Consider the following 12,882-nt stretch of genomic DNA (forward strand, 5'->3'; position numbering starts at 1 on the left):
TTCTTCGGGTTTGCCGTGAGGGCCTTGCGCGAGGCCTAGACGCGATATAGCTTGATTCTCACTGAACGCGATATATCGCGAAGGAGAAAACAATGACGCAAGAAAAATGGCTGATTGCCCCCGGGCAGTCCAAAATCATCGACATCGAGCTGGTTCGTTCCCTGAAAGTGAGCCTGATCGGCGGAAAAATCGACATCATCGGGAGCGACGAGCCGGGTGCCCGCATCGAAGTGCACAGTGTCTCCGGGCTCGACCTCAAGGTCTCCATGGTGGAGGACGCGCTCGAGATCGATCACCCGCAGCTGCGCTGGGACAACTTCCTCGACGTCTTCGCCTCCTTCCGGGGCACCGCGAAGGCGGAGGTCAGCGTGACCGTGCCGCACGACGTGCTCCTGAAGTTCGGTGTGATCACCGCGGATGCCCTCGTGACGGGCCTGCGCAGCGACGCCAAGCTCAGCACGGTCTCCGGCGACCTCGTGATCGACGACATGGTCGGCGACCTCGAGCTGAACGCCGTGAACGGTGAGATCTCGGTGCGCAACCACGTCGGGAACATCTCCGCGCACACCGTGTCCGGCGAGCTCACCGCGAGCGGAACGATCGGCAAGTTCACCGTCGACGGCGTGACCAGCGCGGTCTTCCTGGACATCGACGGCACCCCGGACGAGATCTCCACGAACCTGGTCAGCGGCGCGCTCACCGTGCGCCTGGGCGCCGAAGTGGCTACCCGCTACCGGCTCAACACCGTCTCCGGCACGCTGCAGCTGGACAACCAGACCATCCGCGGCACCCTCGGCAAGGGCTACGAGGGCACCACCGGTGAACTCAGCGGCTCCTGGCTCGACCTGCGCGCCAAGTCGGTATCCGGGAACATCTCGGTGGTGCGTCGGGCGCCGGCGACCGTGAGCGACGCGAGCTCGACCACCCAGACCAGCACCGGAGGCTACCCGAACGACGAGGCCTCCTCATGACCCCGACCTTCGCCCACGGCAGCCTGCGCCTGTACCTGCTCAGCCTCCTCGCCGAGCGCCCCCGGCACGGTTACGAGCTGATCCAGGCCCTGAGCGAACGCTTCGGCGGCACCTACAGCCCCAGCGCGGGCACGATCTACCCGCGCCTGGCAAAGCTCGAGGAGGAAGGCCTGGTCACCAAGACCGCCGGCGAGCGCAAGACGGTCTACGAGATCACCGACGCCGGCCGCGCCGAACTGGCCGCACGGGCAGACGACCTGCGCGACATCGAGTCGGAGGTCACCGATTCGGTGCGCCGCCTGGCCGATGAGGTGCGCACCGGGGTGACCGAAGCGATGAAGAGCCTGCGTGCCGATCTCGCCTCAGCCGCCAGGCACGCTGCGCCCGACATGAGCAAACCCCACCAGGACACCCGCCCGCATGGCGACTCCAACCGGTCTCTCCGCGAGGCCGACATGGTGCTCAACGAGTTCCGTCAACAGTTGCGGGCCGACCTGCGCACCCAGGCCTACCGGGCGCAGTTGCCGGATGCCACGGTGCCGGAACTCCGCCGCCAACTGGATGAGGTGCGCGCCAGCATCCTCGCCTCGCTCAGGCCCTGACCCGGCGAGACCGCACACGAAGCCGTCCCTGTCCGGGGCGGCTTCGTGCCGTTCGGGCACCCGGACAGGGCCGAACCGCCCGCTCATCAGCGGTGGCGATGCGCCGGCGCCTCCGCCCGCGCGCCTGAGAGTATTCCCAGAAAGGCTGGCAATCTGCCGACAGCTTGACTGTGGGGTGCATCGGAGTAGTGTCATCCCTCGTGACATCAGAGGGGAACTCCCCATTACCTGAAGGTCGATCACCGAAACGGTGGATAATCGGCGAACCGCTCCCCAGCGAACACCTGGACGGGCAGCTGCTTCCCAAGCACCTGGCGCTACCGATCTTCGCCAGCGACCCGCTCTCCAGCGTGGCCTACGCCCCGCAGGAACTGCTCATGATCCTGACCCTCGGCGGGCTCGCCTTCCTGAGCTTCGCCCCGTGGGTCGCCGCCGTGGTGGTGCTGCTCCTGGTCGTGGTGGTGGCGTCATACCGCCAACTGATCAAGGCCTACCCCAACGGTGGCGGCGACTACGAGGTCGCCTCAAAGAACCTCGGCGAGAAGGCCGGCCTCGTCGTCGCATCCGCCCTGCTCGTGGACTACGTGATGACCGTGGTCGTCTCGGTATCCAGCGGCGTGGACAACATCATCTCCGCGATCCCCGCCCTGGCACCGCTGCGCGTGGAGCTGGCCGTGCTGTTCGTGATCATCCTCGCCGCCGTGAACCTGCGCGGCGTCGCCGAGTCGAGCAAGGCCTTCGCCCTGCCGACCTACCTGTTCATCGGCAGCGTGCTGCTGATGATCGTCGTGGGTCTGGGCCGCGTGGCGCTGGGGGATGCGCCCATCGCCGAGTCCGCCGGATTCGAGGTGGAGGCGCACAACCTCGCCCAGACGGCGTTCATCCTGCTGCTGCTGCGCTCGTTCGCCAGCGGATGCAGCGCCCTGACCGGCGTGGAGGCCATCGCCAACGGCGTCCCGGCCTTCAAACGCCCGAAGATCAAGAACGCGCAGATCACCCTCACCCTGATGGGCGGCATCGCGATCGTGCTGTTCGTGGGCCTCACCGCTCTGGCGCTGTTCTCCAAGGTGCACTACGCGGAGAACCCGTGCGATCTGATCGGCTGGGCCGAGTGCGCCACAGAGCCGCAGCGCAGCCTGATCGCGCAGATCGCCGCCGCGACCTTCGGCAACAACTCGCTGATGTTCTTCGTTCTGCAGGGCGCCACCGCGATGGTGCTGCTGCTCGCGGCCAATACCGCGTTCAACGGGTTCCCGTTGCTGGGCAGCGTGCTGGCCCGCGACTCCTACGCGCCCAAGTCGCTGAGCACCCGCGGCGACCGGCTGATCTACTCGAACGGTGTGGTGCTGCTCGCGCTGGCCGCCATCGTGATCATCGTGATCTACCAGGCCAACCTCACCGTGCTGATCCAGCTTTACATCATCGGCGTGTTCGTGTCGTTCACCATCGGCCAGACCGGCATGGTGGTGCACTGGCTGACCCTGCTGAAGACCGCTCCGCCCAACCGGGGCTCGATCATCCGCAGCCTGTCGATCAACGGGTTCGGCGCCCTGCTCACCGGGGTGGTGCTGATCGTGGTGACGATCACCAAGTTCACCCACGGCGCCTGGCTGGTGTTCCTGATGATGCCGATCCTGTTCATGCTGATGCTGGGCGTGAACCGGTACTACCGCGACGTGGCCAGGGAGGTCGAGGTCGACCCGATCACGACCTTCGGGTCGCAGGGCGACCACGCCATCGTGCTCGTCGGCAAGATGCAGAAGCCGGTGCTCAAGGCCCTCGACTACGCCATCGCCGCCCGGCACGTGAGCCTCGAGGCCGTGCACGTGTCGATCGACGAGGAGGAGACCGAGAACCTCATCATCGACTGGGCCAAGCAGAACATCCAGGTGCCGCTGAACATCGTGGCGTCGCCGTACCGCGACATCAGTTGGCCGCTGATCTGTTACATCAAGGACCGCCGCCAGGAGTACGGCTCAGAAGTCGTGACCGTGTACACGCCGATCTACATCGTCGGGCACTGGTGGGAATCGTTGCTGCACAACCACAAGGCCAGGCGCCTGCGCCAGAAGCTGATGCTCGTGCACGGGGTGACCATCGCTCTGGTGCCGTGGCTGCTGGACTCCTCCGAGCTCATCTACGGGCGCAGGTCCCGGCCGATACCCGGCCAGGAGCGTCGCGGTGAGCCGGTGCGCTCGCACCCGATCCCGCGGAGGCCGCTCGAGCCGGTGACCGTGGACACGACCAGCGTGCGCGTGCCGGCCGCGGAGGAGACCGGGCCGAAGTCGAGCCCGGCCAGCCCGCCGATGAAGCCGAGACCCCGACCGGTGAACCCGAACAGGCGCAAGCGCAAGTAAGTCAGCGGCTCAGAGCAGGGCGAGCAGCCGTCTGGCGATCACCCGGCCGGCCCGTCTGGCGCCGATCGTGCTGGCCTGGGGGCCGTACCCGGCCAGGAAGATGCGCGGGTCGCTCCAGGACGCACCTGCCCCGACGGCGAGGCCGCCCGCACCGGTGCGCAGCTTCAGCGGCGCCAGGTGGCGCAGCTCCGGCCGGAACCCGGTGGCCCAGATGATGACGTCGGCCGCGGTGACCGAACCGTCCGGCCAGCGCACCCCGGTCTCCTCCAGGCCCGCGAACATCGGCCGGGCCACCAGGGTGCCTCGGTCGATTCCGGCCTGGATGCGCCGGCTCACCGGCACCCCGGTGCCGCTGACGATGCTCGGCAGCGCCAGGCCGTTGCGGGCGGCCTCATCTTGCTTGGCCACCGCCGCCAAGGCCCCCTCAGGGTCGAGGTGTTCGGTGCGCACCCACTCGATCGGGCGGCGGGCCACCCAGGTCAGGTCGGCGGCGATCCCCTCCAGCTCGAGCATGAGGCCGATGGCCGACGTGCCGCCGCCGACCACGACCACGCGTTGGCCGGCGAACTGGCGCGCATCCGTGTAGTCGCTGGTGTGCAGCTGGCGCCCCTGGAACCGGTCGGCACCCGGGTAGTGCGGCACGAACGGCGCACCCCAGGTGCCCGTGGCGTTGACGAGCAGCCTGGCGAGGGTTTCCTGCTCGCCCCGCGCCACCGAGCTGGTGCGCACCACCAGGTCGGCGTTGCGGTTGAACACCGACCGCACGGCCACCGGTCGAAGCACGTTGAGCTCGTAGTGCTCCTCGAACCGGCGGTAGTACTCGGTGACGACGTCGCGGGCGGGCCGGGTGCGATCGGCGGTTTCGAAGCTCAGGCCCACCTCGGCCAGGCCGGGCAGATCGTTGACCCGGTGGGCCTCACCGAGGCGCAGGGACTCCCAGCGGTACTGCCAGGCGCCGCCGGCATCCGCACCGCGATCGAAGATCACGAAGTCGCGCCCGGCGGTGAGACCGGCCCGCCGGAGGTGGTACGCCACGGACAGCCCGGCCTGGCCGGACCCGATGATGACCACCGGCACAGTCCCGCCGTCGTGCACGTGACCTCATCCCCCGGTCCAGCCGTGAACCGCGTCATCGGGGCGTCAGGCCCACCATGCTAAACTAGCGGTTAGATTTCACTATTCCGTTCGGCAACTCCCGGGTGACTCATGGCTCACCCGGCCTGGCATCGTTAGGGGGTCACGCATGGGGCGCGGCCGTCAAAAAGCAAAGCACACCAAGGTCGCCCGCGAGCTGAAGTATTTCAGCCCGGACACCAACTACAACGCGCTCGAACGCGAGCTCACCGGGCATCCGGCGACCGACCCGCGCCTCGACGAGGACCTGGCCAAGTGGCCGGAGTACGAGGCGAACAAGACGACGTCGGACGATCCCGACGAGTACGTCGACCACTACGACACCGAAGACGAGAAGAAGCGCGCCTAGCCGCGCTGCTTCTCGTCGGCTCGCGTTCGCGGGTGCCGACACTGTGTGGCGCGCCCGGCGACCGGTTCCCGGCCGACTCTCAGCACAACAACAAACCGCCCCGGAGTCAACTGACTCGGGGCGGTTCGTCGTGTGCGGGTTCGGTCAGTCGGCGTAGCTGCCGACGAGGCGCACGGCGCCCCCGTTGACGCCCTTGGCGCCCTGCTCGAATCCGGTGAGGTCGTGCGGGGCCATCGAGACGCGGCCGGCGACCCAGGACGGGATACCCTCGGATTTCAACCGCGAGATGACGGATGACGCGGCGTTGGCGGCGACGACGGCGAACATGCCCACGCCGAGGTTCCAGGTGCCTTCGGCGCTCTCCAGCGTGCTGCCGGCCATGTCGCCGAGCACCCGGAAGACCGGTGCGGGCGACCAGGTGGACCGGTCGACCTCGACCCAGCTGCCGACGGGCAGCACACGGGCGAGGTTGGCGGCGATACCGCCGCCGGTGACGTGGCTGAGGGAGTGCACCACTCCGGCCAGTTCGGGGTCGGAGAGCACGCTGAGCAGCGGCCCGGTGTACAGCCGGGTCGGTTCGAGCAGGGCCTCACCGACGACGCCGCCGAGCTCGGCCGAGGTGTCGGTGTAGCCGATACCGCGCTGGCTCAGGATGTGCCGCACGAGCGAGAACCCGTTGGAGTGCAGGCCGGACGAGGCCATGGCGATGACAACGTCACCGGACTGGACGCGCTCGGCGCCGAGGACCTGGCCGGCTTCGACGACACCGGTGGCCGCTCCGGCCACATCGTAGTCGTCCGGACCGAGCAGGCCGGGGTGTTCGGCGGTCTCGCCGCCGACGAGGGCGGTGCCGGTGGCCGCGCAGGCCGTGGCGATGCCGGCGACGATCGAGGCGATGCGCTCGGGGACGACCTTGCCGCAGGCGATGTAGTCGGTCATGAACAGCGGGCGGGCACCCACGACAATGATGTCGTCGACGACCATGCCCACCAGGTCTTGCCCGATGGTGTCGTGCTTGTCGAGCGCCTGGGCGATGGCGACTTTGGTGCCAACGCCATCCGTGGAGGTGGCCAGCAGCGGGCGGGTGTAGTTGGTGAGGAAGGAGACGTCGTAGAGGCCGGCGAAGCCGCCGAACCCGCCGAGCACCTCCGGGCCGTGGGTGGCCGAGACGGCGGTCTTCATCAGTGATACCGCGAGGTCACCCGCGTGGGTGTCGACTCCGGCGGCGGCGTAGCTTGCGTTGCTCATTCTGGTCTTCCGGGATCGCCGAACGGGACCTGACCGTGTTCGACGAGCACGGTGGCCCGCTTCGAGTCAGGGGTGAGCACACCCTCGAACTCCGCGTCTGGACCGGGGTCGCAGCCGTCGGAGGTGGAGAAGTCACGCTCGAGGAGGTTCTTGCCCAGGTGCTGGGTCTCTGGCAGTTTGATCGGGTACACGCCGGTGAAGCAGGCCGTGCAGAGGCTCTCCCTGGGCTGCTCGGTGGCGGCGATCATGCCGTCCTCCGAGAGGTATCCGAGCGAGTCGGCGCCGATGGCCTGGCGCACCTCGTCGACACCGAGGCCGGTGGCGATGAGTTCCGCACGGGAGGCGAAGTCGATGCCGTAGAAGCAGGGCCAGGTGATGGGCGGGCTGGAGATGCGCACGTGCACCTCGGCCGCCCCCGCCTCCCGCAACATGCTGACCAGGGCGCGCTGGGTGTTGCCGCGCACGATCGAGTCGTCGACCACGATCAGCCGCTTGCCCTTGATGACCTCTTTGAGCGGGTTGAGCTTGAGCTTGATGCCGCGCTGACGGATGGTCTCAGAGGGCTGGATGAAGGTGCGGCCCACGTAGGTGTTCTTGACCAGCCCCTGACCGAACGGGATGCCGGACGCCTGGGCGTAGCCGATGGCGGCCGGGGTGCCGGACTCGGGGGTGGGGATGACGAGGTCTGCTTCGACGGGGTACTCTGCGGCGAGCTGACGACCCATTTCGACGCGGGCCTCGTGCACGCCACGGCCGGCGATGGTGGTATCCGGCCGGGCGAGGTAGACGTACTCGAACACGCATCCGGCCCGCTTGACCTCGGCGAAGCGCTGCGTGCGCAGGCCGTCTTCGTCGATGGTGATGAGCTCACCGGGTTCGACCTCGCGCACGAAGCTGGCGCCGACGATGTCGAGGGCGGCGGTTTCGGAGGCGACGACCCAGCCGCGTTCGAGCCGGCCGAGCACCAGCGGGCGCACACCCTGCGGGTCGCGGGCGGCGTAGAGGGTGGTCTCGTCCATGAAGACCAGGCAGAAGGCGCCGCGCAGACGCGGCAGCACCTCCATGGCGGTGGCTTCGAGGGTGTGGTCGACGTCGCCGGTGAGCAGGGCCGTGATCACGGCGGTGTCGGTGGTGTTGCCGCGGGCCAGCTCGCCGTCGACCTTGGGGTAGCGCTCACGCACCAGCTCGAGCAGCTCGGCGGTGTTGGTGAGGTTGCCGTTGTGGCCGAGGGCGACGGTGCCGGTGGAGGTGCGGCCGAGGGTGGGCTGGGCGTTCTGCCAGCTCGACGACCCGGTGGTGGAGTAGCGGGTGTGACCCACCGCGAGGTGGCCGAGCAGGGTGCTCAGCGAGGCCTCGTTGAAGACCTGGGAGACCAGGCCCATGTCCTTGTAGATGAGGATCTTCGAGCCGTCGCTGGTCGCGATGCCCGCCGATTCCTGGCCGCGGTGCTGCAGGGCGTAGAGCCCGAAGTAGCTGAGCTTGGCTACCTCTTCGCCCGGCGCCCAGACTCCGAAGACTCCGCAGGCATCCTGCGGGCCCTTCTCACCAGGAAGAAGATCATGATTCAGACGTCCGTCGCCACCGGCCAAGCCGCAGCCCCTTTACTAGGAATTCTCGTTGGAAGATTGGGGGTCGGATCCAGGATCCGGAGCCTCGAGGGCGCGTGTTGAGTTCGCGTCAAGTCTATCGACGACAACCGTGGTCGCCGAGCGTCCGACGATGCGGTCGAGCACGATCGCGACGATGCAGCTGATCGCGATTCCGACCGTGACGCCGCCGAGCAGCAGGAAACCGAAGACCTGCGCCGGGTCGAACTCGTCGTTCTGCGGGAAGATCACCGTGAGCAGGAACGCCAGCAGAGCGCCGGCGACCGCGCCGACGACCATGAAGTTGAGGTAGCGCGGCGAGCGGCGGACGACGACGGTGTCCTCCGAGACGACGGTCTCGGTGGGTTCGAGGGGCGCCGTGCCGGACGCTGGCGTCTCGGCGTCACCGTGCTGGTCTGCAGAGCTCACCCATCTATTGTCGCACGGGCCCATGGCGCACGGGCCAACGTGGCGCAGGCATCCGGCGGGTGGGTGGCAACGCCGGGGTGGGGCATCGGGGTGCGGCCACGGAGATGCGGCAGCGTGGGTGCGCGGGTCGGGCGCCGTTTCGCGGGTGGCGTGCCACCCGCGAAACGGCGCGGTGCCCGCGAAACGGTATCAGGGGCCCGGGATCGCAGGATCCCCGGGTGGGAGGAGGCGGCATCCGCCAGACTGGACCGGTGAACGATTTCAGCGCACCCCACCGCATCGTCGTGCTCGGCAGCGCCAATATGGACCTCGTGGTGACCCAGCCCCGGCTGCCGAAGCCTGGCGAGACAATGTTCGGCACCGGCTTCAGCACCGTGCCCGGCGGCAAGGGCCTCAACCAAGCCGTCGCGGCGGCCCGGCAGGGCGGCGTCGTGGAGTTCATCGGCGCGGTCGGCTCCGACGGCTACGGCCGGGAGCTGCGCGACCTGGTGTCCGGTGAGGGCATCGGTGCGGAGGGCCTCGCGGAAACGTCCGAGCCGACCGGCACCGCGCACATCTCCGTGCTGGACTCCGGTGAGAACTCGATCGTCGTGGTGTCCGGCGCCAACAACACCGTGACCGCGCTCACCGCGGCGCAGGAGGCACGCATCCGAGAGTCCTCGTTCCTGGTGATGCAGTGCGAGCTGCCCGTGGCCGCGCTGGAGGCGGGCATCACCGTGGCCAGGGAGTCGGGCGTGTTCGCCGTGCTCACCCCCGCGCCGGTCATGCCGTTGCCCGCGGGCTTCCTGGCGTCTGTGGACCTCGTTGTGCCCAACCAGATCGAGGCCGCAGAGCTCACCGGCGAGAGCGACCCTGCCCGCGCCGCCGAAGTACTCAGCGCCGGCGGCACCTGGGCGATCGTGACGCTCGGCGCCGAGGGCTGCATCGTCGCCCACGACGGAGCGGTGCTGGGGCTGGCGCCCGCCCGGCCGGTCACGGCCGTGGATACGACCGCAGCCGGGGACACCTTCGTGGGCGCCCTGGTGGCCCGGCTGGCCGCGCGGTCGGCGCCGGGTGCCGTGTCTGCCGCCGGCCTGACCGACGAGCGGATGATCGACGCCGTGCGCTGGGCCACCGTGGCGTCATCGATCTCGGTGACCAGGGCGGGGGCCACGAGCTCGATGCCGACGCTGGCCGAGGTCGCCGCGATCCTCGCCTGATCGACCGCTCGCCCTTCGTCGACGGCGGGCCACGTGAAACGGCACCCGGAGTGCCCTCTTGACACCCCGGGATTTCTCCGGCTAGAGTTTCACCACCGAGTAACGCGCGTTAGTAACGCGGGTGAGTCGGCAACGCAGTTCAATGATGAAAGGCAGTACGCAGTGGCGATCAAGCGGACCCGCAACGTGACGATGACGGATGTCGCGTCCCACTCCGGAGTATCACGCACCACGGTCTCGTTTGTTCTGAGCAACCGTGAGAACGCCAACATTCCCGACAGCACCCGGCGGCGTGTCCTCGAGGCCGTCGACGCTCTCGGCTACCGGCCCAACGCCGGAGCGCAGGCCCTCGCCGCACAGAAAAGCGACTGGTACGGCCTGATCACGGAGATCGTCACCGCCCCGTTCGCCGTGGACATCATCAAGGGCGTGCAGGACAAGGCCTGGGACGAGCGCAAGTTCGTGCTGATCGCGTCGAGCGAGGGCGATCAGGCCATGGAAACTGCCGCGATCGAGAAGTTGCTCGAACAGCGCGTCGAGGGGCTCATCTACGCCACCACCTGGCACCGGGCCGTGACGCTGCCGCCGGCAGCCCTCGAGGTGCCCACGGTTCTGATCAACTGCTTCGACCCAGAGGACCGGTTCCCGTGCGTGGTGCCCGACGAGGAAATCGGCGGTTACCGTGCAACGAAGCGACTGCTCGACGCGGGGCATTCCCGGATTGCGTTCATCAACCTCGATCCCGCCATGCCCGCGGCCATCGGTCGCCGCGCCGGCTACGACCGGGCCCATGCAGAGGCGGGCGTCACAGTGGACCCCGACCTCGTCGTGTATGGCCATGCGCTGGCCGACGGCGGATACGACGCCGCCGCAGCCCTGCTCGACTCCGCGTCGCCGCCCACGGCGTTCTTCTGCGGCAACGACCGGATGGCCATGGGCGCATACGACGCCGTCAAGGAGCACGGCCTGCGCATCCCGCAGGACATTGCCATGGTCGGCTTCGACAACCAGGAGATCATCTCCCAATTTCTTCGCCCCCGCCTCACGACGGTGGCGCTGCCCTTCGAGCAGATGGGCGCCGTGGGTGTCACCATGCTCGCCGATCTCATAGCTGGAGCACCGCTTCGCACCAACCGGATGCTGATCGACTGCCCCCTGCTTGAACGTGCGTCGGTCTGACTGTGAATCAGACCGACGCATTGCCACCCCACCACGCGCTCAGCGTCGATGAAAGGACACAACCATAATGCCACAATCCCAACGAAAGACCCGATCCGCGCTGGCTTTGGCCGCGCTCCTCACCGGAGCGGTGCTGCTGACCGGATGCACGGCCGGCGGCACAGCCGCCGACACCTCCGGCGACCAGCTGCTCACCATTCCGCGTGAGGACATGGGTACCTTCTCGCGCAACTTCAACCCGTTCACCCCCAACGCGGCACCGATGACGCAGCAGGCGGTCTACGAGTCGATGCTCGTGTACAACCCGGCCGACGGCGCCACCACCCCGTGGCTGGCCACCGAATGGACCGCCAGCGACGACGGGCTCGAGCTCACGTTCACCATGCGCGACGGGGTCACCTGGTCCGACGGCGAACCCATGGTCGCCGGGGACGTCGCCTACACGTTCGAGTTGCAGAAAGAGCTTCTCGGCGGCTACGAGTACCTCGACACCGTCGAAGCAGACGACGACCAGACGGTGCGGTTCGTCCTGAACCGCCCGTACTCCCCCGCCCTCTACGAAATCGGCCAGCAGATCATCGTTCCCCAGCACATCTGGGAAGACATCGACGACCCCGCCAAGGACACCAACGGCACCCCGGTGGGAACCGGCCCGTACACGGAGGTCACCAGCTTCCAGAGCCAGAGCTTCGACCTCGGCAAGAACCCGAACTACTGGCAGCCAGAGAAGCAGAAGATCGCGGGCATCCGCATGCTCGCCTTCGCCGGCAACGACGGCGCCAACCTCGCCGCGGTCAACGGCGAGGTCGACTGGGCGTACCAGTTCATGCCGGACATCGAGAAGTCGTTCGTCGCGAAGGACCCCGAACACCGCCAGTTCTGGTTCCCCTCCACGGGTTCGATGATCAACTGGCAGCTCAACACCACCAAGGCTCCGTTCGACGACGTCAACGTGCGCAAGGCACTGAGCATGGCCGTTGACCGCGAGCAGGTCACCGACATCGCGATGAACGGCTACGCGGGCCCGGCAGACTGCACCGGCCTCAGCGGCGCGTACTCGACTTGGACGGATGCCGACACGGCCGCGTCCTGCGACTGGACGAACCACGATGTCGACGCGGCCAACGCGCTCTTCGAGAAGTCCGGCTACCCGCTCGGAGCCGACGGCACCCGCACCCTTCCGGACGGTTCCCCGTTCACCCTGGACATCTCGGTGGGCTCCGCCTCGTCCGATTGGCTCTCGCGGCCACGATCATCGCGCAGAACCTGGCCGAGGTCGGCGTCACCGCCACCGTCGACTCACCCGACTGGCCCACGGTCTCGGCGAGCTACGAAGACGGCAGTTTCGACACCGGAATCGTCTGGAGCAACAACGCCCCGACGCCGTACCAGTTCTTCCGCGGCGTCATGTCGTCCGAGACGGTGAAACCGGTCGGGGAGAAGACCTTCGAGAACTACCACCGCTTCGCCAGCCCGGAAGCTGACGCCCTGCTCGCCACCTTCGCCGGCAGCACCGACGAGGCGGCCCAGACCGAGGCCGTGAACGGCCTGCAGGCCCAGTTCGACGCCGAGGCGCCCGTCATCCCGCTGTTCGCCGGCCCGGAGTGGGGCATGTTCACCGACACCCGCTTCACCGGATTCCCCACGGAAAGCGACCCGTACGCCACGCTCTCCACCAAGTCCCCCACGACAGTTCTCGTGCTGACCAGCCTGGAACCCGTCACCAAGTAGCGATCGGCGGCACCCCCTCGCGGGGGTGCCGCCCCCGCGGCTGTCCGGCACACCGGCATCCGCCCGATAGCCACGCCAAGCCCGATGGCCACACCAG

The 12,882-nt window shown here is 68.1% G+C and carries 12 protein-coding genes; 8 read left to right on the forward strand and 4 right to left on the reverse strand.

Translation table 11 applies throughout. The features are described from left to right. Nucleotides 1-92 precede the first annotated feature (92 nt). The 3 genes from K2F54_RS05870 to K2F54_RS05880 all read left to right on the forward strand — a co-directional run bounded on the left by K2F54_RS05870 (nt 93) and on the right by K2F54_RS05880 (nt 3,930). Nucleotides 93-971 carry a DUF4097 family beta strand repeat-containing protein gene (locus tag K2F54_RS05870; RefSeq protein WP_220604914.1) on the forward strand — a complete coding sequence of 293 codons (879 nt, stop codon included), beginning with the start codon at nt 93-95 and terminating at the stop codon, nt 969-971. Next, nucleotides 968-1,573 (forward strand): PadR family transcriptional regulator, encoded by a 606-nt coding sequence (locus K2F54_RS05875; RefSeq protein WP_220604915.1) that lies wholly within the window; start codon nt 968-970, stop codon nt 1,571-1,573. The genes K2F54_RS05870 and K2F54_RS05875 overlap by 4 nt, the downstream gene beginning before the upstream one ends. Before the next feature lie 200 nt (nt 1,574-1,773). Further along, a complete protein-coding gene (locus K2F54_RS05880) occupies nt 1,774-3,930 on the forward strand; it encodes an APC family permease (RefSeq protein WP_308287536.1) in 2,157 nt (718 codons plus the stop codon). A gap of 9 nt (nt 3,931-3,939) precedes the next feature. Here K2F54_RS05880 and K2F54_RS05885 read toward each other — a convergent pair whose 3' ends face one another. After that, the gene (locus K2F54_RS05885; RefSeq protein WP_220604916.1) at nt 3,940-5,025 is read right to left on the reverse strand and encodes an NAD(P)-binding domain-containing protein; all 1,086 of its coding nucleotides are present in this window, start codon (nt 5,023-5,025) and stop codon (nt 3,940-3,942) included. A 148-nt stretch (nt 5,026-5,173) separates the two neighbouring features. Here K2F54_RS05885 and K2F54_RS05890 point away from each other — a divergent pair, with 148 nt between their 5' ends. Then, complete coding sequence (locus K2F54_RS05890) at nt 5,174-5,413, forward strand: DUF3073 domain-containing protein (protein ID WP_220604917.1); 240 nt, start codon at nt 5,174-5,176, stop codon at nt 5,411-5,413. Nucleotides 5,414-5,557: 144 nt separating this feature from the next. Here K2F54_RS05890 and purM read toward each other — a convergent pair whose 3' ends face one another. From purM to K2F54_RS05905, 3 genes are read right to left on the reverse strand one after another with little or no spacing between them, the layout of a single operon-like run. Continuing rightward, nucleotides 5,558-6,661, reverse strand: a complete 1,104-nt coding sequence (gene purM / locus K2F54_RS05895; RefSeq protein WP_220604918.1) for a phosphoribosylformylglycinamidine cyclo-ligase — start codon at nt 6,659-6,661, stop codon at nt 5,558-5,560. Further along, entirely contained in the window at nt 6,658-8,250 is a 1,593-nt protein-coding gene (gene purF / locus K2F54_RS05900; protein ID WP_220604919.1) for an amidophosphoribosyltransferase, read from the reverse strand. Before purF ends, purM begins: the two co-directional genes overlap by 4 nt. A gap of 15 nt (nt 8,251-8,265) precedes the next feature. After that, on the reverse strand, nt 8,266-8,676 hold the full coding sequence (locus K2F54_RS05905; RefSeq protein WP_220604920.1) for a hypothetical protein: 411 nt from the start codon (nt 8,674-8,676) through the stop codon (nt 8,266-8,268). 251 nt (nt 8,677-8,927) lie between these two features. On the opposite strand from K2F54_RS05905, the gene K2F54_RS05910 reads away from it, so the two are divergent. From K2F54_RS05910 to K2F54_RS19080, 4 genes are all read left to right on the forward strand, one after another. Then, nucleotides 8,928-9,875 (forward strand): ribokinase, encoded by a 948-nt coding sequence (locus K2F54_RS05910; protein WP_220604921.1) that lies wholly within the window; start codon nt 8,928-8,930, stop codon nt 9,873-9,875. A 162-nt stretch (nt 9,876-10,037) separates the two neighbouring features. Further along, on the forward strand, nt 10,038-11,054 hold the full coding sequence (locus K2F54_RS05915; protein WP_308287537.1) for a LacI family DNA-binding transcriptional regulator: 1,017 nt from the start codon (nt 10,038-10,040) through the stop codon (nt 11,052-11,054). Nucleotides 11,055-11,121: 67 nt separating this feature from the next. Continuing rightward, entirely contained in the window at nt 11,122-12,480 is a 1,359-nt protein-coding gene (locus K2F54_RS05920) for an ABC transporter substrate-binding protein (protein ID WP_255576738.1), read from the forward strand. Continuing rightward, nucleotides 12,462-12,785 (forward strand): hypothetical protein, encoded by a 324-nt coding sequence (locus K2F54_RS19080; protein ID WP_255576739.1) that lies wholly within the window; start codon nt 12,462-12,464, stop codon nt 12,783-12,785. The genes K2F54_RS05920 and K2F54_RS19080 overlap by 19 nt, the downstream gene beginning before the upstream one ends. Nucleotides 12,786-12,882: the final 97 nt, after the last annotated feature.

Origin of the sequence: Cryobacterium inferilacus (assembly GCF_019599185.1) — a bacterium.
Classification (GTDB): domain Bacteria; phylum Actinomycetota; class Actinomycetes; order Actinomycetales; family Microbacteriaceae; genus Cryobacterium; species Cryobacterium inferilacus.